The organism is Bradyrhizobium sp. SZCCHNGR1005 (assembly GCF_032489995.1).
GTDB lineage: Bacteria > Pseudomonadota > Alphaproteobacteria > Rhizobiales > Xanthobacteraceae > Bradyrhizobium.
In genome coordinates, this window is the sequence record NZ_JAUEZC010000003.1 from 630,441 (window position 1) to 651,876 (window position 21,436).

General features: G+C 63.3%; 24 protein-coding genes. 16 read left to right on the forward strand and 8 right to left on the reverse strand.

From position 1 onward, the window contains the following. Positions 1 to 113 precede the first annotated feature (113 nt). From QXZ85_RS15390 to QXZ85_RS15410, 5 genes are all read left to right on the forward strand, one after another. Positions 114 to 344 (forward strand): cysteine-rich CWC family protein, encoded by a 231-nt coding sequence (locus QXZ85_RS15390; RefSeq protein ID WP_315768451.1) that lies wholly within the window; start codon positions 114 to 116, stop codon positions 342 to 344. Then, on the forward strand, positions 344 to 1,054 hold the full coding sequence (locus QXZ85_RS15395; RefSeq protein WP_315765715.1) for an HAD family phosphatase: 711 nt from the start codon (positions 344 to 346) through the stop codon (positions 1,052 to 1,054). The genes QXZ85_RS15390 and QXZ85_RS15395 overlap by 1 nt, the downstream gene beginning before the upstream one ends. A gap of 158 nt (positions 1,055 to 1,212) precedes the next feature. After that, positions 1,213 to 1,824: a hypothetical protein gene (locus QXZ85_RS15400; protein ID WP_316174385.1), complete on the forward strand. Its 612-nt coding sequence runs from the start codon at positions 1,213 to 1,215 to the stop codon at positions 1,822 to 1,824. Further along, entirely contained in the window at positions 1,821 to 2,306 is a 486-nt protein-coding gene (locus QXZ85_RS15405; protein ID WP_315704887.1) for a hypothetical protein, read from the forward strand. Before QXZ85_RS15400 ends, QXZ85_RS15405 begins: the two co-directional genes overlap by 4 nt. Positions 2,307 to 2,524: 218 nt before the next feature. After that, a complete protein-coding gene (locus tag QXZ85_RS15410) occupies positions 2,525 to 3,160 on the forward strand; it encodes a SagB/ThcOx family dehydrogenase (protein WP_315704888.1) in 636 nt (211 codons plus the stop codon). Positions 3,161 to 3,195: 35 nt separating this feature from the next. Here QXZ85_RS15410 and QXZ85_RS15415 read toward each other — a convergent pair whose 3' ends face one another. After that, on the reverse strand, positions 3,196 to 3,864 hold the full coding sequence (locus QXZ85_RS15415) for a TetR/AcrR family transcriptional regulator (protein ID WP_315704889.1): 669 nt from the start codon (positions 3,862 to 3,864) through the stop codon (positions 3,196 to 3,198). An 88-nt stretch (positions 3,865 to 3,952) separates the two neighbouring features. Between QXZ85_RS15415 and QXZ85_RS15420 the strand changes: the two genes are divergently transcribed. Next, positions 3,953 to 4,735, forward strand: a complete 783-nt coding sequence (locus QXZ85_RS15420; protein ID WP_315744066.1) for a crotonase/enoyl-CoA hydratase family protein — start codon at positions 3,953 to 3,955, stop codon at positions 4,733 to 4,735. 3 nt (positions 4,736 to 4,738) lie between these two features. On the opposite strand, the gene QXZ85_RS15425 is transcribed toward QXZ85_RS15420, so the two are convergent. The 4 genes from QXZ85_RS15425 to QXZ85_RS15440 form a co-directional block, all read right to left on the reverse strand. After that, complete coding sequence (locus tag QXZ85_RS15425) at positions 4,739 to 5,434, reverse strand: glutathione S-transferase family protein (protein WP_315704891.1); 696 nt, start codon at positions 5,432 to 5,434, stop codon at positions 4,739 to 4,741. Between the two features lie 138 nt (positions 5,435 to 5,572). Beyond that, a complete protein-coding gene (locus QXZ85_RS15430) occupies positions 5,573 to 6,280 on the reverse strand; it encodes a glutathione S-transferase N-terminal domain-containing protein (protein WP_315704892.1) in 708 nt (235 codons plus the stop codon). 107 nt (positions 6,281 to 6,387) lie between these two features. Further along, positions 6,388 to 6,624, reverse strand: coding sequence for a hypothetical protein (locus QXZ85_RS15435; protein WP_315744065.1), 237 nt, complete (start codon positions 6,622 to 6,624; stop codon positions 6,388 to 6,390). Between the two features lie 12 nt (positions 6,625 to 6,636). Next, positions 6,637 to 7,401 (reverse strand): sulfite exporter TauE/SafE family protein, encoded by a 765-nt coding sequence (locus QXZ85_RS15440; RefSeq protein WP_315704894.1) that lies wholly within the window; start codon positions 7,399 to 7,401, stop codon positions 6,637 to 6,639. Positions 7,402 to 7,491: 90 nt separating this feature from the next. Here QXZ85_RS15440 and QXZ85_RS15445 point away from each other — a divergent pair, with 90 nt between their 5' ends. The 3 genes from QXZ85_RS15445 to QXZ85_RS15455 all read left to right on the forward strand — a co-directional run bounded on the left by QXZ85_RS15445 (position 7,492) and on the right by QXZ85_RS15455 (position 9,127). Then, positions 7,492 to 8,448: a LysR substrate-binding domain-containing protein gene (locus QXZ85_RS15445; RefSeq protein ID WP_315704895.1), complete on the forward strand. Its 957-nt coding sequence runs from the start codon at positions 7,492 to 7,494 to the stop codon at positions 8,446 to 8,448. Between the two features lie 279 nt (positions 8,449 to 8,727). After that, positions 8,728 to 8,856 (forward strand): hypothetical protein, encoded by a 129-nt coding sequence (locus tag QXZ85_RS15450; protein WP_315730647.1) that lies wholly within the window; start codon positions 8,728 to 8,730, stop codon positions 8,854 to 8,856. Positions 8,857 to 8,944: 88 nt separating this feature from the next. Further along, complete coding sequence (locus QXZ85_RS15455) at positions 8,945 to 9,127, forward strand: hypothetical protein (protein ID WP_315704897.1); 183 nt, start codon at positions 8,945 to 8,947, stop codon at positions 9,125 to 9,127. Here the strand turns inward: QXZ85_RS15455 and QXZ85_RS15460 are convergent, their stop codons facing one another. Further along, positions 9,128 to 11,107 (reverse strand): alkyl/aryl-sulfatase, encoded by a 1,980-nt coding sequence (locus tag QXZ85_RS15460; protein ID WP_316174388.1) that lies wholly within the window; start codon positions 11,105 to 11,107, stop codon positions 9,128 to 9,130. A gap of 86 nt (positions 11,108 to 11,193) precedes the next feature. Between QXZ85_RS15460 and uvrB the strand changes: the two genes are divergently transcribed. Further along, complete coding sequence (gene uvrB, locus QXZ85_RS15465; RefSeq protein ID WP_316174390.1) at positions 11,194 to 14,475, forward strand: excinuclease ABC subunit UvrB; 3,282 nt, start codon at positions 11,194 to 11,196, stop codon at positions 14,473 to 14,475. Between the two features lie 68 nt (positions 14,476 to 14,543). Beyond that, positions 14,544 to 15,746, forward strand: a complete 1,203-nt coding sequence (locus tag QXZ85_RS15470) for a hypothetical protein (RefSeq protein WP_315744061.1) — start codon at positions 14,544 to 14,546, stop codon at positions 15,744 to 15,746. Positions 15,747 to 15,753: 7 nt separating this feature from the next. On the opposite strand, the gene QXZ85_RS15475 is transcribed toward QXZ85_RS15470, so the two are convergent. After that, entirely contained in the window at positions 15,754 to 16,389 is a 636-nt protein-coding gene (locus tag QXZ85_RS15475; protein ID WP_315744059.1) for an MT-A70 family methyltransferase, read from the reverse strand. Between the two features lie 131 nt (positions 16,390 to 16,520). Here QXZ85_RS15475 and QXZ85_RS15480 point away from each other — a divergent pair, with 131 nt between their 5' ends. After that, positions 16,521 to 17,348, forward strand: a complete 828-nt coding sequence (locus QXZ85_RS15480; RefSeq protein ID WP_315744058.1) for a BglII/BstYI family type II restriction endonuclease — start codon at positions 16,521 to 16,523, stop codon at positions 17,346 to 17,348. A gap of 903 nt (positions 17,349 to 18,251) precedes the next feature. Here QXZ85_RS15480 and QXZ85_RS15485 read toward each other — a convergent pair. Further along, a complete protein-coding gene (locus tag QXZ85_RS15485; RefSeq protein ID WP_315704903.1) occupies positions 18,252 to 18,491 on the reverse strand; it encodes a hypothetical protein in 240 nt (79 codons plus the stop codon). A gap of 314 nt (positions 18,492 to 18,805) precedes the next feature. Between QXZ85_RS15485 and QXZ85_RS15490 the strand changes: the two genes are divergently transcribed. From QXZ85_RS15490 to QXZ85_RS15505, 4 genes are all read left to right on the forward strand, one after another. Next, entirely contained in the window at positions 18,806 to 19,255 is a 450-nt protein-coding gene (locus QXZ85_RS15490; protein ID WP_315704904.1) for a nuclear transport factor 2 family protein, read from the forward strand. 165 nt (positions 19,256 to 19,420) lie between these two features. Next, entirely contained in the window at positions 19,421 to 19,687 is a 267-nt protein-coding gene (locus tag QXZ85_RS15495; RefSeq protein ID WP_315704905.1) for a hypothetical protein, read from the forward strand. Between the two features lie 187 nt (positions 19,688 to 19,874). Continuing rightward, a complete protein-coding gene (locus tag QXZ85_RS15500; RefSeq protein ID WP_315704906.1) occupies positions 19,875 to 20,318 on the forward strand; it encodes a nuclear transport factor 2 family protein in 444 nt (147 codons plus the stop codon). 147 nt (positions 20,319 to 20,465) lie between these two features. Next, positions 20,466 to 21,407 carry a hypothetical protein gene (locus QXZ85_RS15505; RefSeq protein WP_316174392.1) on the forward strand — a complete coding sequence of 314 codons (942 nt, stop codon included), beginning with the start codon at positions 20,466 to 20,468 and terminating at the stop codon, positions 21,405 to 21,407. Positions 21,408 to 21,436: the final 29 nt, after the last annotated feature.

Here is a 21,436-nt window from a genome sequence, read left to right on the forward strand (position 1 = left end):
CGATCTCATGCACCGGCCGATGCAGCGCCCAGCTTGCACTGTGGCATATTGGCCGGCGCGCCACTATACTTGGCGGCCACATGAACCTGACATGAAAGGGCGCGGTTCCGATCGTGACAAATCGTTTAGAAAGCGCCCAGCTTTTGGAAGGCGTTGCGCGCCGCCTTACCTGCGCAGCCTGCGGGACCGAATTCACCTGCGATCCCGGCGGGGCCTGCTGGTGCTTCGAAGAAGCCGTTCGCTTGCCGCTGCCCGCCGCCGGCGCGAGCGGCTCGGATCAGGACTGCTTGTGCCGCGACTGCCTGCGCAGGCTTGCGAATGAGCAGAATGCGGCTGCGCGGTGATGGAACGCTGGCACATCGAGGCCGTCCTGCTCGACATGGACGGCACGCTGCTCGACACCGAGAAGGTCTATCTCGAAGCTTCGATCGCAGCGCTGGGGACGCTCGGCTACACCGATGGCGTCGAGGCGCTGTGCCACCGGATGATCGGCATCCCCGGCCCGGAATGTCAGCTGCTTTTGCGCGAGCATTTCGGCGCTGACTTTCCGATCGAGCAGGTGAACGGGCTGTTCGCGGCGAACTGCGCCGAGATTCTCAAACAGGGCTTGCCGTTGAAGCGTGGCGCGATCGCGCTGCTCGATGCGCTCGAAGCCGCCTGCCTCCCAAAGGCGATCGTCACGTCCTCGTCCCGGCGGACGGCCGCGCAGCATCTCGGCGCGGCCGGCATCGGCGCGCGCTTCGACGCAATCCTGACGCGCGATGATGTCAGCCGCGGCAAGCCGCATCCCGACCTCTATCTGCTCGCCGCCGAGCGCCTCGGCACCGTTGCGCAAGCTTGCCTCGCCGTGGAGGACTCCAATCCCGGGGTCGCGGCAGCCCATGCCGCCGGCGCGATCACGCTGATGGTCCCGGACATCGTCGCACCGACCGAGGAGACGCGGGCGCGATGTGCCGCCGTGCTCCCGAGTCTCTATGCGGCGATCAAGCTCCTCGCGAGAAACGGGGTTCTGGATCTCGCGCGTGGCGACGGCAGTCAGCCCGCAGATCTATGAGCCGACCAGCACGCGGCCTGTCTGGCAGCGATCCGATCTCATCAAAAGCAGGCTTAGGCTGCTAAACTCTATTTACGATCTTCCCTGCGGAATGCAGGCCATATTTTCCGGTTAACCCCTAAATGCTACATCGCGCTCGAATTCCAAATGAGCGTTTCATGACCCGCTTCGTTGTCGTTGTCTGCATTGCCTTCGTCACGACCTTTGTGGGTGTCAGTTGGGCCATTCGCGGCTTTCCGATGCGAGCGCCGGCCCCCCAGTTAGCCGCGCAAGTCCCTGCGCTTGTTGATACGACCTTCGGCGACGATCATGCCAAGGAATTCGAGCGAAAGGCCTGGATCGCCGAGCACACTTCGCAGAGCGACAAGAATCCCAAGCTCGATGCGCTGCGACTCGACGCGCTCCAGGCTGCCACCGCCTACAAAATGTCGCCATGCGACAAGACGATGAAGAAGAACCTGGTCGATGCCGTGACGGCCTATACGCGGGCCTACATCGCCAAACTGGATTGCCCCCGCCCCGGAGGCCTGATGATGTTCTGCAGCGACAAGACGATCAGGGATGCCGCAGACACGTTCTCGACTCCGCTGGACAAGCGCGTGCAGGGTGCCTTCAACGAGGCCTTCGAGCAAAAGGGCGTGGTCAAGGTCGATTTTCCGGAAGATGTTCGGTTCGAGATGCTTCAGTTCACCGGACCGTCCTTCTGGGGTGACGACGAATCACCAATCTGCCTGCCGAGACAGCTGCATACGGGGCGAGACGCGCGATGAGTCGCCTCTGGTTCATCGTCTGGGCCATCGTGATCTGGCAAGTTGCCGTGCGCACCTGGACGCCGGCAGCGACTCCAACACCCGAATCTTTCACGCCGATAAGTGGAATAGAATTCGACGAACACGAGAAATACATCGAGGATGCTCGCCGATCGAATCGCAAAGACGCCTTGGCTGCGCTCGATAGGCCATGGAGCGAGCGCTGCGGCCCGAACCGACCGAAATTCATTGGCGGATTGAATGCGTACTACCGTGATCGCCAGAACCAGCATGATCGCTACCCAGAGATCTACGGTCCAGCCGGCGCTGACTATATTGCCAAGCAATGGGACACGCCCGACGACCGGCGCATTGTGCGCTTGACGCAGGAGGCGTTTGCCAACGGCTATTTGCGCCTGTCGGATTTCGATGGCCTCGCGACCGAAATGGTCAGTGCCGTTGTCCTCGGCGAGCGAGTGACCGGACGCGGCTGCGCTGCGTAGCGCGGCGGAAAATGCAGCGGTCACGAGCGCGTGCGCGGCGCTGCCAGGGGTTCCATGTAGCTAGAATTCCGGGAGCAGCTTCACAACGGCAAAGACGCGGGCCAGAGTGGCGGTTCTCGAATGACTTCCGGTGCGACGCGTTCCTTGATCTGACGCAATACGCGATCTCCGAATGCGGTGCGTGATGCACTGATCGCAACGCCGCCTGGGAGTTCATCGTGAGCACGCTGACCAAGTTTGCGCTCGGCGCCATGGGACGTCTCCGCCCGAAACCCGTCCGTGGCGACGCCTCGCCGACCCTCCCCCTGCCGCCCCCCGACAAGCGCGCGCCCCTGATGCTGGCGCTTGCGGAGCGACATTCCTCGCGCGAGTTCGCCGCCACCGAACTGCCGCTGCCGCTTCTCGCCAACCTGTTGTGGGCCGCCAACGGAATCAATCGCGATGACGGCGGACGCACCGCCCCATCGGCGATGAACACTCAGGAAATCGACATCTACGTTGCCCTGCCCACCGGGGCATATCTTTACGATGCAGCCGCAAACGCACTCCGCCTTGTCGCCGGCAGCGACGTCAGGCGCGTGACCGGCTATCAGGATTTCGTCGACAATGCGCCGCTCGACCTCGTCTATGTCGCCGACCACGGTCGGATGAAGCTGATCCCGGTGAACATGCGCGCGAGCTATGCGAACGTTGCGGCCGGCGCGATCACCCAGAATGTCTACCTGTTTGCCGCCGCGAACGGGCTGGCGACCGTTATCCGCGCCTGGATCGACCGCGAGGCGATCGCCAATGCGCTCGGCCTCAGTCACGATCAGGAGGTCCTGCTGTCGCAGACGGTCGGATTTCCGAAGTAGCGGACGCGGGCGTCAGGTCATAGCCGCGGCGCGGCTCATTGGCCTAGCGGACGCCGGTGCGCGCGTTTCGATGCCGTCGCGGGCCTGCGGATGCCGTCCGTGCCGGAGGCGCCGATAGGACGGGGACCGCCCGCGAGCGCAGCAGCGACCAGCGCGTGCGCGGCGCTGCCGGCCGTCTCCATATAGCCGGCATCCCGATGCAGCAGCACGACGGCGAAAGCGCCGTCCAATAGCAACAGCATCTGCCGCGCCAGTTCGCCCGCGTCGCGAATCCCTGCGGCTTCGAAAGCGGCAAGCAGCCAGCCTTCGAACTTCTTCTTGTGCGCGGCGCCGATCTTGATCGCGGGATGCCCGGGCAGATTGGCGAGTTCGGCCGTGGTGCGCAGGAAGCCGCAGCCGCGCCATTTCGGATGGCGCACCGAGCGCGCGAGGTTCGTGAAGATGGCGGCGACCTTGTCCGGCAGAGCCCCTTCGGCCTCCTCGAACCAGCGTTTGAACAGCGCCAGATTGGGCTGGTCGCGCGCGGCGAGATAAGCGGCGATCAGGTCGTCCTTGCTCCGGAAATGATAATACAGCGTCTTCTTGGTGAGCCCCGCCTTCTCCGCCACCGCATCGACGCTGACGGCGCGGATCCCCTCGCTATAGAACAGCGCGCTTGCCGCCTGGATGATGCGCGTGCGGGTCGGATCGGAGGAACGGGCCATGGCGTCAATGTATACTGACCAGTGAATATACACAATGTGGACCCTCCTCTACTTTAATGACTGCTTTGCCCAGCCGGAGACCACTTGCATGCCCGCCCCTGTCCTGATCGAGATCGAGGACCACATCGCGCTCCTGACGCTGAGCCGGCCTGAGCGCCTCAACGCACTGAACTACGGTCTGATCGATGCGCTGATGGCCGCGCTCGACCGCATCGAAACCGACTCTGCGGTGCGCGCGGCCATCCTGACCGGCGCCGGCGAGCGCGCTTTCTCGGCCGGCGCCGACATCCACGAATTCTCCGTGAGCGTTCGTCAGGGCCGTGGAGCGGCGATCCGCGATTTCGTCCGGCGCGGGCAAGCCCTGACCGCGCGGCTGGAGTCCTTCGGCAAGCCGGTGATCGCCGCCGTCAATGGCCTGGCCTTCGGCGGGGGCTGCGAGATCACGGAAGCCGTGCACCTCGCCATCGCCAGCGAGCGCGCCTCGTTTGCCAAGCCCGAAATCAAGCTCGGCATGCCGCCGACATTCGGCGGCACACAGCGGCTGCCGCGGCTGGTCGGCCGCAAGCGCGGCCTCGAATTGCTACTGACCGGCGATCCGTTCTCGCCTGAGCGCGCAATGGAGATCGGCCTCGTCAATGCGGTGGTGCCGCATGACGAGCTGCTGCCCGCCGCACGCGAGCTTGCGCGCCGTATCACCCGTCATTCGCCCGATGCGGTCACGAGCATCATCACGGCTGCGACGCGTGGGCTCAACATGGCGGTTGCGGAGGGCTTGCTGGTCGAGAGCGAGCAATTCGCCCGCCTCGTCGGCGGTCGCGATCTTGCGGAGGGGTTGGCGGCCTGGCACGAACGCCGGCCGCCGAAGTTCTGATCGTTAGACGGGAAAGCCCGGCGACTTGCGCGCCATGCCATCGAAGGCGTCGAGCAACCGCTCGCGCCAGGCATAGACGGGATCGTCCTGATCCAGCAGCTTGAAGGGGCTCACGACGCGCGCCCATTGAAAGCCGCCGAACACGATGTAGTCGGCGTAATTTGGCTGCTGACCGCCAATGAAGGGCTGCGACTTCATCGTCAGCCGCAACGGGTCGAGCGACTTGCGAAAACCGGGCACGGCCTGATCGCGATTGGCCATCACCTCTTCGAGGCTCTTGCCGAACCGTGCCTCGCGGGATGCGCGGAAGTAATCGGCATCGACGGCGGCAAGATTTTTCGGGATGTCGGCGATGATGAACGGAAAGATGCCGCCGACGATGGCGATGTCGCCCCACCAGTTCATGAAGCGCGCCACGGCGCGACCGCCGTCGCCGCCGAACAGCGACGGTCGTTCCGGATAGGTGTCTTCCAGGTAGTTCGCGATCACCCAGGAATCGACCACCGCTTTGTCGCGGTCGAGCATCACCGGGACCTTGTCCGCACCGTGCGGAGCGATCGCTGCCTTCTCGGTGAAGCGCCACGGAATCGATTCCGCTGTGAGGCCCTTATGCGCCAGCGCCATTCGAATGCGCCAGCAATAGGGGCTGAACGGACGGGTTTCGTCGGTGCCGACGAGTTCAAACAGTTTGAGTGACATGCGTTCCTCCCGTTCCCGATAGTCATGCCCCGCGCAGGCGGGGCATCCAGTACGCCGAGCCGGTCATTGTTGATCGAAACAGCTGCGTCTACTGGATCATCTGCTTTCGCTGATGATGACAGCCGGAACGTGGCCCGTCTAGCGCACCACCGACGCGGTCTGGCCGAACAGGATCTTGCGCTCCTCTTCGGTGCGGATCGCCGGCTGGCCGTAATTGGGATTGACTTCCTTGGCCTTGGCATAAGCGCGCTGCGTCGCCGGTCGCGCCTTGATGTCGGCGAGCCAGCGCTTCACGTTCGGAAAGTCCTCGATGTTCTGGCCCTGCGCCTCGTGCGGCACCACCCAGGGATAGCAGGCCATGTCGGCGATCGAATAATCGTCGGCGATGAATTCGCGGCCGGCCAGGCGCTTGTTGAGCACGCCATAGAGCCGATTGGTCTCGTTGACGTAGCGGTCGATCGCGTACGGGATCTTTTCCGGCGCGTAGTTGCGGAAGTGATGGTTCTGCCCGGCCATCGGCCCGAGGCCTCCCATCTGCCAGAACGTCCACTGGATCACGTCGTAGCGGCCATAGATGTTGGAGGGCAGAAACTGCCCGGTCTTCTCGGCGAGATAGAGCAGCATCGCGCCGGATTCGAAGATCGAGATCGGCTTGCCGCCGCCCTTCGGCTCATGGTCGGTCAGCGCGGGAATCCGGTTGTTCGGCGCCACGGCCAGAAACTCGGGCGCGAACTGCTCGCCTTTGCCGATATTGATCGGGATGATCCTGTAGGGCAGCCCGGTCTCCTCCAGGAACATCGTGATCTTGTGGCCGTTCGGCGTGGTCCAGTAATAGAGGTCGATCATCGCGCGTTTCCCTGTGCCTCATGCAAGAAGATGCATCTGCATGAAACTCGCCGGAACGCATCCGCAAGTCAATGCCGGTCGCGGCACCCGCAGAAATGTGATCGCGCCTACGACGTCCGCCCATGCGTCCGCAACAGCTGCTCGCCCGCTTCGGTCACCGTGATCACGACGCCGAAGCCCACGATGGTCTCGCGCGTGACGTAGCCGCACTCGGCAGCATCCTCGAAGATCGTCAGCCGCGGACACGACGTCTTCCAGGTCGCGATCACCTCGGCGTGGCTGCGCGGCGCCCGCGCGATCCATTCGACGAAGTCCAGCACCAGCGGATCGGCAATTTCGCTCATGCTCGCTCTCCCTTAATCGGCGGCGAGGGTGCTGCGGGCAAACAGCAGCAGCCACCCGCCGTAGAGTATGTAGTAGCCGGCAACGGTCGTGATCAGGCGGTTGGCCCAGATCCGGAACTGCTGCTCGCTCAGCGCCTCCAGGATGCGGCGGGCCAAGGTGGTGCCGAGCATCGAGGCGGCGATCGCAACGACCGCGAGCGTAGGATCGAGGCGCGCGGCCTGGTCGATGATGCCGCCGAAATAGATCAGCTTGGTCAGGTGGCTTGCGACCTGGCAGGTCGCCTTGGTGGCGACGATCGCGCGGCGGTCGAAGCGGGCTCCCAAAAAGAAGGTATCCAGTAGCGGCCCCGATACGCCGGTCATCAGCATCAGCCCCATGCAGACCGAGCCGTACAGCGTGCCCTGCCAGATGCTGTCCGGATCGGGCTTCAATCCGGCCGGCATCATCCGCGCCAGGAACGGCGTGATGCCGAGCATCAGCAGTGCGGCCGGCTTGTCCGGCACGTAGCGGACCAGCGACCACGCCGCCAGCGCCAGCGCACAACCGATGAGATAGACGAGGACCGGCCGCCAGCGGACATGGCGGCGCCACAGCACCGCGCGCCAGCCGTTCGAGGCCATCTGGGTGATCGCATGCAGCACCATGGCCGCGGGCAGCGGCATCAGCGCCAGCAGCACGCCGATCAGGATCAGCCCGCCCACCATGCCGAAGATGCCGGACAGGAAGGCTGTCCCGACCATCAACAATCCAAGTGCTGTGATCAGCGCCGCCGTCATGTCCGTTCTCCTCTGCAGCTATGAATTGCTCCGCATTGCCTGTGACGCAAACCGAGTTATGTTGTCCTCCATCAGCTTTCCTGAGGGTTTATGCGGCGGGTCCTGTTTCTCAACGGCATCAAGGCATTCGAGGCGGCGGCGCGCAGTGGCAGCTTCGCCGCGGCCGGTGCGGAGCTCAACGTCTCGGCTGCCGCGATCAGCCGCATGGTCCACCTGCTCGAGCAGCGGCTGGGCGTCGTGCTGTTCGAGCGCAAGGCCAACCGCCTGGCACTCACCGCCGCGGGCCGCACCTATCAGAACGGCTTGACCCCGATCTTCGATGCGCTGGCCTCGCTCACCGCGCAGGTCATGGCGCCGGCGAATCGGCGCGTGCTGACGCTCGGGGTGGGACCGACCTTTGCGATGAAGTGGCTGATCCCACGGCTGGTGGATTTCAGCAAGGAAGAGCCCGACATCGAGGTGCGGATCACGACCGGTGGCGCCGCGGTCCCGTTCGGCGACGATTGGAGCTGCGGCATCCGGCTGGGCGACGGAGCCTGGCCGGGCCTGGTCGCCGAGCCGCTGTTCGCCGCCGATCTGCTGCCGGTCTGCACGCCGCGGCTGGCGGCCTCCTTGAAGCGGCCCGCGGATCTGAAAGGACCGAGCCTCTTGCGCGTCGCACACGCCGCCGAGGACTGGTCGCTCTGGCTGAAGGCCGCCGGCCTGACGCGGATCGCGGCGCGCGGCACCGTCTTCGAATACTACGGCCAGGCGCTGCAGGCCGCGGTCGACGGCCTCGGCGTCGCCATGGGCATCCGTCCTTATATCGATGACGACCTCGCTGCCGGCCGGCTGGTTGCGCCGTTTGCGCTCAGCGTCCCCAAAGGCGAGCGCTGGTATCTGGTGTATCGCAGCTTCCAGTCCGGACAGCGCGATTTTACCGCTTTCCGCCGCTGGATCATGCATGCTGCAGCGCAGCCCGATGGCACAGCGGCCCGACCCGACGTCGTTCGACAAAAAAGACGTGATCATGTGAACCGACTCACACACGCCGGCACAAATTCATGATGTGATGGAGGTTCGGTGTCTTCAGCCCTGCTGACCGGAATTCGCGTGCGTGGTCGCCGCAGCGGGTTGCGCGAATGCTCAAGTCAGCCTGCTGGGAGCCGCCGCTTGCGTACCGCTATTCGGTCTGAAGTCCCTCAGGTTCGAATCCGCGGCATCCGCGCAGGGGATTTCGGACCGCGGGTACCAGGACTGCTTATGACGTATCAGTACGAGGATTTTACCATCGAACCTTTCGAAGCGGGTCGAGGTCTCTGGCACGCGCGGATTCGCCGCTCGGACATGAGCCCTGTCATCATCAATGGGGTCTCGTTTCCCAGCCTGGAAGTCGGCTTCGCCTGGTCGGATGTCGAAATGGCGGTGGCCGATGCCAAGAGCCACATCGATCGGTTTCGGAAGCGCTGGGGATAACTCGCAAGCTTCCGTGCCAGCCAACTAACAGGCGAACTAAAAAGCCCTTCTCAACCAGTCCTTTCACTGCTCACCGCGGACCGCCATCATGGCCGAGCCTCAAATCCGGCACTGGAGTGCCACGATCCGCTCCCGTTGCCCCGACTGCGACGGGCAGCTGACGGTGCTGCGCGTGATCGACGGCCGCGGCGGCGCCGAATATTGGGCGCTGCAATGCGTGTCCTGCCAGGGCGTGCATCTCGACATCATCGAGCCGCCGACGCGGCACTAGCTACTCCACCGCTTGCTTGGGCGGCTCGACGATCGCGAAGCCGCCGGCAAACTCGTCGAACATCGCAAACAGCTCCTGCAGCTTGAGCGGATTGCCCGACAGCGCGACCTCGCCGGTCGCGACCGCCGCCAGCATGGTGCGCTGCTTGCTCGAGATCGCATCGAACGTGGCGCGGGTCAGCTTGACGCCGGCATCGGCCTTGTCGTCGAGCGGACCGGCGCGATGGGTCAGCGCCGAATTCTCCAGGTTCATCACCTGGGTCTCGCCGCTATCGGTGAAGGTCCAGTTGATCACGATGTGCTTGCCCTCGGCCTTGGCGGCGTTCAGCCGCACGCCGAGGAAATCGAAGGCGAGATCGATGCTGACGCCCTTCAGGAGCTCGGCATTCGCCGCCGCTTGCGGCTTCGGCGGTCCATTGCGCAGCTCGGCCGCGCCGGTGAGATAGGCATCGCGCCAGGTCGCGGCCTCGCTCTGGTAGCCGAGCTGCTCCAGCGCATCGGCCCCGAGCGCGCGCGCCGCCTTGTTCTCGGGGTCGGCGAAGACGAGCTGGCTCATGATGCTCGCCACCCAGCGGTATTGCCCCGCCTTGAAATCCTCCTGCGCCCGCGCCAGCACGGCATCCGCCCCACCCATGTAATCAATGGTCTTCTTGGCGGACTCGCTGCGCGGCAGCGGGTTGAGGTCGGCCGGATTGGCATCGTACCAGCCGAGATAGAACTGATAGACCGCCTTGGCGTTATGGCTCAGCGTGCCGTAATAGCCGCGCGCCGACCAGTCGCCGGCCAGACTCGCCGGCAGCTTCAATTTTTCCGCGATCTCCGTCGACGTCAGCCCGTGATTGAGCAGCCGCACCGTCTGGTCGTGGATGAACTTGTAGAGGTCGCGGTGCCGCTTCAGGAACGCGACGATCCGCTCATTACCCCACATCGGCCAGTGATGCTGCGCGATCACGATGTCAGTGCGGTCGCCATAGCGCGCGATGGCGTCGTCGATATAGCGCGACCACATCCGGCCGTCGCGGATCTCGGCGCCGCGCAGCGTGTAGAGATTATGCATGTTGTGCGTGGCGTCTTCCGCCATGTCCAGGAGCTTGAACTGCGGAAAATACAGCAGCATCTCGGCCGGCGCTTCCGAGCCCGGCACCAGGTGGAATTCGATCTCGACGCCGTCGATCGTGCGCGTCTCGTAGTCCTGCTTGATGAGGTCGTTCGGCGGGATCAGCGAGTTGGTGCCGCGCGACAGCGCCTTGCCGAGCCCGATGTCGATCTGACCGCGCTCGCTGATCGGCAGGTTGATGCCATACATATATTGCGCGCGGCGGGCCATCGCGGCGCCCGCGATCACGTTCTCCGCGACCGCATGCTCCATGAAGCCGTCGGGCGCGAGCACCTTGACCTTGCCGGAGGCGGCATCCTCGGCGGTGATGACGCCCTTGGCGCCGCCGAAATGATCGATGTGGCTGTGGGTGTAGACCACGGCGACGACCGGCTTGGCCGGACGGTGCTTCAGATAGAGGTCGAGCGCGGCCTTCGCGGTCTCGTTCGACAGCAAGGGATCGATCAGGATCAATCCGCTGTCGCCCTCGATGATGGTCATGTTCGAGATGTCGAGGCCCCGCACCTGGTAGACGCGGTCCGTGACCTGGAACAGGCCGTTGGCGGCATTGAGCTGCGCCTGCCGCCACAGGCTGGGATTGACGGTCGGCGGCACCTGATCGCTGTTGAGGAATGCGAACGGCCTGGTGTCGAAGGCCGGCCCGCGCGGACCGGCGATGACGCCATCCTGCACCGTGGCGATGAAGCCGCGCTTGGCGTCGTCGAAGTCGGCGCGATCGGCAAACGGCAGATCCTTTGCGAAAGTCGCGTTGGCCGCGCGGGTCGCCGGCTCGGCATCCGCCTGCTGTGCTGCCAGCTGCTGACAATTCCCTGACAATGCAGCGATGACCGCTCCCGCAATGAAGGCCTTGGGCGCTACGCTCATTCGGTTTCCCTCACGTTCCATGCCGACAGCATCGATGGCTGGCCTTCGCTCTTTTCTGACGGCCGTTTCAGTCCCATATTCCGGCCATGGCGAAGAATCCAGACGCGACCAAGAAACCTGCGAAATCCCCGAAATCCAAAGCACATCGGCCCGACGTGCAGCCGATCGGGCCGGCGCTCGCCGAGCTGTTGAATCCCGCCATCAACAGAGGCGAGAGCGGCATCGGCTCATCGACGGGATTGCAGCCGCCGCCGGATAACTCCTGGGACCGCCGCAGTGGCGGCGAGGCCGCCGCGCATCGCGCCCGCGCTTCGACCCGCGGCAAGAGCGAGGACGTGGCGAAGCGCGATGCCGCAGAGCCCCACCCGATGCCGCTGCGGCCGAACCCGCAGCCGGTGGGGGCAAGACGGTCCGATATCTCGCGTGCGGCGCCCCCACCCAACCCTCCCCCGCAAGCGGGGGAGGGCTCCAGACCGCACACGCCGAGCCCGTATGCGAATAACGATTCCGTGGCCGCGCCGCTTGCGTCCCCTCCCCCGCAGGCGGGGGAGGGTCAGGGTGGGGGCGAGGCGAGCACAGGTCAGCATGGCCTCGCCGAAGCCCCGCAAGCCAATTACGGCACCGCCGCCACCATCCCGACGCTCGATCCTGAGCTCGCACGCCAGCTCGGCCTGCCGACCGCGGAGGACGACGAGGAAGCGCTCGCCCGTCCGCCCCGCAGCAAGATGGAGGCGCTCGGCGTCAAGGCCACGGCGGAAGCGCTGGAGGCGCTGATCCGCGAGGGGCGCCCGGAATTCCGCAAGGATGACGGCTCGCTGAAGGTGTGGACACCGCACCGGCCGCCGCGCCCCGAAAAGAGCGAAGGCGGCGTTCGCTTCGAGATCAAATCCGCCTACGAGCCGAAAGGCGACCAGCCGCAGGCGATCGCCGAACTGGTCGAGGGCATCGACCGCAACGACCGCACGCAAGTGCTGCTCGGCGTCACCGGCTCCGGCAAGACCTACACCATGGCCAAGGTGATCGAGGCGACGCAGCGCCCTGCCCTGATCCTGGCGCCGAACAAGACGCTGGCCGCCCAGCTCTATGGTGAGTTCAAGAGCTTCTTCCCCGACAACGCGGTCGAGTACTTCGTCTCCTATTACGACTACTATCAGCCCGAGGCCTACGTCCCCCGCACCGACACCTATATCGAGAAGGACTCCTCGATCAACGAACAGATCGACCGCATGCGCCACGCGGCGACGCGCGCACTGCTGGAGCGCGACGACGTCATCATCGTCGCCTCGGTGTCCTGCATCTACGGTATCGGTTCGGTCGAAACCTACACCGCGATGACCTTCGCGCTGAAGAAGGGCGAGCGCATCGACCAGCGCCAGCTGATCGCCGATCTGGTCGCGCTGCAGTACAAGCGCACCCAGCATGATTTCACCCGCGGCACCTTTCGCGTGCGGGGTGACGTCATCGACATCTTCCCGGCGCACTATGAGGACCGCGCCTGGCGCGTGAACCTGTTCGGCGACACCGTCGAGAACATCGAGGAGTTCGATCCGCTCACCGGCCACAAGCAGGACGAGCTGGAATTCATCAAGGTCTACGCCAATTCGCACTATGTGACGCCGCGCCCGACCCTGGTGCAGGCGATGAAGTCGATCAAGCAGGAGCTGAAGATCAGGCTCGATCAGCTGCACGCGCAGGGGCGCCTGCTCGAAGCGCAGCGGCTGGAGCAGCGCACCACCTTCGACATCGAGATGATGGAGGCGACGGGAAGCTGCGCCGGCATCGAGAACTATTCGCGCTATCTCACCGGACGCCGGCCCGGCGAGCCGCCGCCGACCCTGTTCGAATATGTCCCCGACAACGCGCTGGTGTTCGCCGACGAGAGCCACGTCACCATCCCGCAGATCGGCGCCATGTTCCGCGGCGACTTCCGCCGCAAGGCGACGCTGGCCGAATACGGCTTCCGCCTGCCCTCCTGCATGGACAACCGCCCGCTGCGCTTCGAGGAATGGGACATGATGCGGCCGCAGACGGTCGCGGTCTCAGCGACGCCGAGCGGCTGGGAGCTGAACGAGGCCGGCGGCGTGTTCGTCGAGCAGGTCATCCGCCCGACCGGACTGATCGATCCGCCCGTCGATATCCGTCCCGCGCGCACCCAGGTCGACGATCTCCTCGGCGAAGTGCGCGCCACCGCGGCCGCCGGCTATCGCACGCTGATCACCGTGCTGACCAAGCGCATGGCCGAGGATCTGACGGAATATCTGCATGAGCAGGGCATCCGCGTCCGCTACATGCACAGCGACATCGACACCATCGAGCGCATCGAGATCATCCGCGATCTGCGGTTAGGGGCGTTCGACGCGCTGGTCGGCATCAACCTGTTGCGCGAGGGCCTCGACATTCCCGAATGCGCGCTGGTCGCCATCCTCGATGCCGACAAGGAAGGTTTTCTGCGCAGCGAGACCTCGTTGATCCAGACCATCGGCCGCGCCGCGCGCAACGTCGACGGCAAGGTGATCCTCTATGCCGACCAGATGACGGGCTCGATGGAGCGCGCAATCGCCGAAACCAATCGCCGCCGCGAGAAGCAGGTCGAGTACAACACCGCCCACGGCATCACGCCGGAGAGCGTCAAGAAGTCGATCGGCGACATCCTCAACTCGGTCTACGAGCGCGACCACGTCCTGGTCGAGACCGGCGGCGGCACCGCCACCGACGACGCGATCTCGATCGGGCACAATTTCGAGACCGTGCTGGCCGATCTCGAAACCAGGATGCGCGAAGCCGCCGCCGACCTGAACTTCGAGGAAGCCGCGCGCCTCCGCGACGAAGTGAAACGCCTGCGCGCCACCGAACTCGCGGTGGTCGATGATCCCACCGCCAAGCAGAAGACGGTGCAGGGCAAGGCCGGGTCCTATGCCGGCGCCAAGAAATACGGCGACGCCGCCAATCTGCCGACCACGGCCCTGAAGGGCCGCGGTGCTTCGCGCGGTGGCTCAAGCCGCCCGGGCGGTCTCTCCTCTCCCTCCCCCCTTGCGGGGGAGGGGTGGGGTGGGGGGTCCGCGAGTCGTGGCGGTCGCGGCGGCGGCAAATCCCGCAACACCGACCCACTGTTGCCGTCCCACGACGAAATCACCGGCGGCTCGTCCTCGCGCACCAGCTCCAAAGTCCACAAGCCCCATCTCGACGAGATGCACGGCCCGGAGTCCCTGCCCTACCGCCCCAACCCCAAGCTGCCGGAAAAACCGTTCGGCTCGTCGAGCCGCATCATCCAGCCCACCAACTCCCGCGACTCCGGCCCCGAATTCGGCCCCGCCCCGCGCTCCACCGGCGGCGCACCGGGGAAAAGAGGTGGATGGAAGAAGCGGTAGCTGGCGACCATTTCTCAACCAAATAGCGGTAACGAGAGTGAACGTACTACTTGGCTCTCGGAGGGAACGTGGCTGGCGGAGATCATGGCTCTCTTACCAAAGAACCACCGCTTTCAACGGTCGACGCTACGATCAAGGCGGTTAGGCCGGGAATGCAATATAAGGTGCTGCTTGCTTACGCGCGGGCTCGTACTCATAGGGATGCGCCTGGACTAGCGAGGCAGCGCTATCTGCTGATAAATCGCGACGGCTCGATAGCATACGATCATTTTTTGTCACTCGTTGAAGCATATGGGCTTGACAACCCAGTTGTCCGAAAAGTCATGTATTTTATCTGGGCCTACCGGGACGATCGGATCAGAACATTTATTTGCGACAAAATTGCTGATAAGCGAGGTGTCTGGAACATTGGGCGCCTCATCGACAAAAGGAATGCACGCTTTTTTGAGCGCTGGGTTCAGCCGAGCACTGCCGTGAAGGCAAGGTCTAATTTCGAATTCTTTCTGGTCGAAACAAAAATTTTCGATCCTGACTCTAGACAAATTCATTTGGAGCTCGACGACGGTTGGCTACAGCACGCGGCAATCGTGGCCGCGCAGCATGAGCAAGACGCAGGAGCACGCGAAGAACTATTAGCAAATCCGATTGCGTTTCTACAACTTCGCGGGTGGCTAGGTCTTCTAAACGGGAACGTCTCCAAGAGTTCGCCAATTTTGGCGATCGACGCAATCCCCCTTGAAGATGCAGGGATCGGAATTCAGGAAGGCAGCACTCAGACGTCCTCCAATTGGGACAGAAAACCTCCCACTGCGTCAGGCAAAACCATAGCCGAAGCGCAAATAGACATCATCGCCCGCGAGCGCGCGAGCCTCTCCCACTTCCGACTTGAAGAATTGCTGGCCAATCTCGCAAAGCGAAAAGGCTTTAAACCCAAATACAACCAGAACATCGATCTTTACTTCAAGAACGCTAGCAGGAGCGTGCTAGTGGAGATCAAGAGCTGCACGGACAGCAACTTTCATACCCAGCTCAGGAAAGCAGTCAGTCAGCTCCTCGAATATCAATTCGTGTACAGCAAGCTGCTGGGTCCGAGCGTCACGATGCTCATACTTATGGAAACGGCTCCTCCGAAGGGAAAGGTTTGGCTGCTGGATTACGCACGTTCAATAGGAATTGTGGTTGCTTGGGCCGATCATGCTACAAAAGCAATTGTGACGACCTGCACCCTGCCTAGCTCCCTCGCTGGCTTCATTCGTAGAATCTCCGTCTGACACGAAACTACTCCGCCAAGATGATGCCCGCTTGCGAATGGTTGGCATATGTCTTCCAGGTCGGCTTGTAGTCCTCTGCCTGATTCCCCCAGGTTGACCAGCCCTTGCGCGGACCACGACCGAACAACTCAATGAATGGTCCTGGCGAACACGCTTCTATGATTTCATATTGCTCGTCCGGCTTCCGCGAGTGTTCGCGTTTACGCGTCTCGATCATGTTGACCTGCCGTCGGCCTGGAGCCAACGTGCGCGCGTTCTTGCCGCGCACGCCAAACAGGATCAGCTCCGTTACATTGCGAAAGTAGAAACCGACGCCCCGTCCGTCCGAGCCGCCGTCCTTCCGTATCTTGTGCCAGACGATATTGGATTTGTAGGTGAAGCCCCAGGCCTTCATCACAGCAAGACCGTCCGGCAGCATCGCATTGGGGCACCACAGATAGAGGTGTGATGTCGCGGCGGAGATCTCGATCAACGGGAGTGCGCAGATTTCATCGAGCTTCATCGTACCGTAGCGCGACAGACGTTTATGCTCTGGAGCAACCTTGCCGGTCTTGTTCGTGAACTGCCACGGAGGATCTGCGAGGATTGTCCCGAAGCGCCGGCCATGTGCAAAGCGCAAAAGATCTTCTCCGGCCGAGAGCATCGCCGACTCCACCACGTTAGGCATCATGAACGATATACGGGGTATGCTGAACGCAAGATACCATGTTCTCGATACGTTCTCAAGATGTTTAGTGGATAAATGTGGGCCGATTCGCTTCTGGACCCAAGACAATGTTTGAACGCCTTCGACAACGCGGTTTCGAGATCGATTTCAAATCACATGCGGAGGCCATTTTAAGCATCGACTTTCCAGAGGTGGCGGAGCAACTGGAACGCGTGCTGGCGACCTCGACCATTCCGATCGAGGAGATTATCGGCTCGGGCGGCGGAGAGACAAAGGGCACTCAACGACTTCGACGCGCGCTCATGGCGGAGGGCTGGTTGAAGCACAACTTCATCGTCCAACGGATTATTGATGGAAGGCCCCGGGAATCGCAATCGCACGAAATCGATCACGTCAAAGAGTTCTATGCCGGCACTATCGCGCTGGAAATCGAGTGGAACAACAAGGATCCATTCTTTGACCGCGACCTAGAGAACTTCAAACGGCTGCACGCCGACGGGGGCATTTCTATCGGCATCATCGTCACACGTGGCGCCACGCTGCAAAATGCTCTCCACGATCTTGTTAAGCGTTTTGCTGACGAGCAGGACATCAACTCACACGACGACATGAGGCGAATCGGCCTGAACCCGACAAACCGGCAAATCCGCGATGTGATGAAACGCGTTCAAAGAAATCAAAATCCGATTCCCTTTCGAGACGCATGGACTGACCAGTTCGTCTCCGACAAGTTCGGAATGGCGACAACGCATTGGAGCAAGCTCCAAGATCGCGTGCAACGTGGCGTTGGAAACCCTTGCCCGCTGGTGCTGATCGGACTCCCATCCTCTATCGTCACTTTCGGCGAAGACCACGCCGAAGTGCAACAACTAATAGAGGAAGGCGAAGGCTTTATGGATTCCGGCCTCGCGCCGTACCGGCGCGCCCCGGAATGACGATCCGAAGACAGCAGCATCCGGATGAGCCTGCGTCGACCCACGCGAGTGTGACCTCCTCTGTGACTGCCCGTCGCGTTACCATGCCGCAGCTGATCTGCCTTGTCATGTCGGCCAAATCAGAACGATGATCTCGCTTATCCCGCCTCCACATGGAGGGGCGTACGCGTCGTCACGATACGTGGGAAGCGGGATGCGGTGGACGCGCGCGGGCTGTACGACGAAAAGCCTCGGGCGCGGACGGCGAAGTCGCGTGGTCCTGATACTCCGACGCTAGTATTAAGTTGGCGAAGACGCTTGCGTGTCTCGCTGGCGACGGTGGCCAAACAGCCCGGCGCACCGGGGAGATCGCGTATAAGCCGTAACCCATCGCGCAGGGAAGGCCGGGATGTTCGGCTCGTACCTGTGGTTCTGCCGCGTGCTTTTTTGCTGCACGCGGACCATGGGTGCGGTCGGCACCCGGCCTTTCCTGCGCCCTCTGTCTCTTGGAGGGTGAGACGAGATGCAAAGCTCGGGCGCAGATCGCGCCGCGAGGACGCGGACGTGTATCCATCTGCGTCATTGCGAGGAGCGTAAGCGACGAAGCAATCCAGAATCATCGAACGGCGCTGGATCGCTTTGCGAAGCCTGCCCTCGGGCGAACAAGGCGGGACCCGGGGGCGCACGATGACCGCGTTGCATGCGTGAGATTGGCTGTTTGACAATTGAATCCAAATTGAAGAACGCGCGCTGACGTCTTCGTTCAGCACGATAGCCAGCCTCGCTATCCAGATCGCGGGGTGGGCAAAGCGGCTTGTCCGCCGAAGCTCGCAGAACGAAGGCGTGCCCACCCTATCGAACGAGGTTGTCATTGGTGGGCACGCGCTGCGCGATTGGCCCACCCTACCCTGTCAGTTCGGCCTCTCAGGTCCGGCCATCGTCCTGGCTCGGCTGCCGCTGCTGACGCTGCTGCTGCATTTGCTGCTCCTTGGCGTGGTGGCGGCCGTAGAGGCAGCCGGCGGCGGCGCCGAGCATGCCATGATGGCCGGCATAATGGCCGGCGACGCCGCCGACGATGGCGCCCTTGATGCAGCCCTTGGCCTCGGCGGCCTGGGCGGTGAGCAGCGCGCAGGCTGCGAGCGAAGCGGCGATCAGCATCTTCATGGTGAATGCTCCGGAAAGGAATCTTGCAAGCTTTAACCACCACGGTGGACCACGGTTCCCGCGAGACCGACGGCAAGCGGCCTGCGGCTTATCCCGGCACCACGCGGCGAACGCGAATGCACCGGCGCGAAGCGTCGAACCCAGCGCGCGCTGGCGCGACAAACAGCTGCAAGCCGTCGATCTGCGCCGGAATTGCTCAGCATTCGTTCACTCTTTCAGCGATTACACCGACACCTAATCGCGGAGGTAGTTGACGGTCGCGAGCCCTTGCGCAAGTTGGGAACAATGACCGGCTTCCCCATCATGGAGACCGCATGAACGAGCAAACCAACCGCGAACGCGTGCTGCAGCTGCTCGATGCGTACTCCGCCAGCGATTTCGATAAGGTGCTGTCGTTGTGCAGCGAGGACGTCGAGCATCTCGCCTCGGCGCCGATCGACATCCTCCCGCATCTCGGGCCGCGCCGCGGCAGAAGCGAGGTGCGGCGCATGTGGGAAACCGTGCGCAGCCGCTATGTCGAGCGTCGGCACGAGGTGCTGGCGCTGATCGCCGAGGGCGACCAGGTCGCCGCTGATCTCCGCATCTATTTGCGCAAACGCTCCAACGATCGCATCGTCCGGTACGACGTCGCCGTGTTCTACACCCTCAAGGATGGCCGCATCACGCGCATCCGAGAAATCATGGACACCTTCGACCTGGTGCAGCAGGTGCTGGAGCGCGATCTCGCCGCGCTGGCAATGGAGCATCTGCCGCGCGAGCCGTGAGCGGGTTCGAAGCTTCGGCCGACTCGTCCGCAGCCTTCTCATCGGAACGTCCAATTCAACGGCCCACGCGATTCGCCGATTTGCCGGTGCTCCGAACGCGCCGCTTGAACCTTGCACCGCCGCGCTGCGACCTATCGCAATCAATCGAGCGAGCGCACCAGTGGCATGAAAATCACCTTGCTAGCCTTCGCGGGGCTGATCATCGGCATGTTCGGGGGTGCCGTGCTCGGCGTCGGGCTCGGGCTGGCCTGGACCGAGATCGCCAACACCAGCGATTTCGAGGGCTATAGCGGCATGCTGGTGTTCTTCACCTTCATGCCGCTCGGCGCGGTGGTCGGCGGGCTCGGCGGTGCCGCGCTGTTTGCGCTGCTCGCGATTCGCGACCGTGACGTCGCGCTCGCCCGCACGCTCCAGCCGCGCGAGAACGGCTGACTGCAGCGGTAGCGTGCATTTGTGCAATGCAAAAATATCGATTGCACCCCGGGCGGAATGGCTTATGTGGGGGCCTCGCAATTTTCATGAAGCGCACTTGATGTAGCGCCCCTGGCCGTAACGTCGCGAATGACGTCACCCGAAGGCCGGCGCGCCCTTGCAAAGCCAGTTCAGGACCACATTCACCATGGCAGAGCATCGTCTCTGGCGTCTGTCGCGCGATTTGCAACGCGCGATCAACGAACGCCATTTCGAAGACCTCGCAGAATTGCTCGACGAAGACATCGATTGGGCGATCTACGGCCCGATCGACATGTTTCCCTTTCTCGGCGCACGCCAGGGCAAGGCCGCGGTAATCGAGGTCGTCAGGCAGATCTCGCAAACCTTGCGGATTCGCCGTCTCGACCGCGAGACCATCATGCTGGATCAGGATAGAGCGGCGTCCATGGTGCGGTGTTCGTTCGCGACGCGGGATTCGGAGAAGCCGATCACGACGCGCTTTGCCCATTTCGTGCAATTCCGTGCCGGCAAGCTGATCCGGCTGCGCGTGCTGGTCGATACGTTCGACCTGGTGGAGCAGACGCTCGGTCGCCCGATTCATCTGCCGCGGGTCGGCTCCTTCGCCGGCTAGCCTCGGACGCAGCGGCGGAGCGATGCCGTGAATGGTTCTTGCGATCACGTTCACTGAACCAAGACGTGACTTGTGCAGTCATAATTCTGCGCCCAGATTCCACCATAATGCGACGTGATTTTCCGCGAGGGGCGGGGGTTGGTTCTCATGATGATCGGCAGGTTGACGCTGGCTTTTTTGGCGGCGAGCGCGAGCTTTACTGCATGCCCGGTTGTGGCGCAGAGCCTGACGCAACCGCCGAAGCAGCAGCCGCTGCAGCTCGTGCCCTGGCAGCAGATCGCCCCCGCAGATGATGCCGCCGAGGACGCGAGCGACGCGCCGAAGGCGGCCGCGGCCGATTCGATGCAGGAGGTCGACGTCAGCAAGGTCGACTGGAGCCAGCTCAACGTCGATGCTTCCACTTTTTTCGACCGTCCGGAAGCAAAGCCCCGTTCGGGCAAGCCCGCAACGGCCAACGCGGGCAACAACCTGAACTGGTCGAACAACAACAAGGACAACGGCACTTCGGCCGTCTCCGTCAAACAGAGCGTGTCGCCGTTCTGGGACGCGCGGGTCGGAGCCGACATGACGGTAACGAAGACGCCGACCACGATGTCCGAGCTCTTGGCCGAGAGGGCCGAGAACGGCGGCAACGTGCCGCAATCCGGCGGCACCGCATGGGCCGCGGTCACGGCGCCCGGCGCCGGCGCGATCTGGGACAAGACTGCGATCGAAGCGCGCGTCGATCCGAACGCGGACCAGAGCAAGATCGGCACCACCATCACGAAGGCGGTGCCGCTCGACGGCTATAATCTATCGCTGCAGAACGGCTACAACGTGAATCAGCAGGGCATGGTGCCCCTGCCCGGCGCTGCCCCGCGCACCAACCGCAGCTTCGACACCGAGCAGTCCGCCAAACTCTCGATCGGCGAAACCGGCACCAGCCTGACGGCCGGCCAATCGCTGTCGTCGAACGACGACAAATGGCTGCGCAAGATCGGCGCCGAGCAAAAGCTCTACGACGGCGTCACCATCTCCGGCGCGATCGGCGAGACCGCGCAGGGCACCACGAGCAAGAGCATCTCGGCGGGATTCAAGCGCAGCTGGTGATCGCCTCACATGGGGCAATTCGCAGTCAA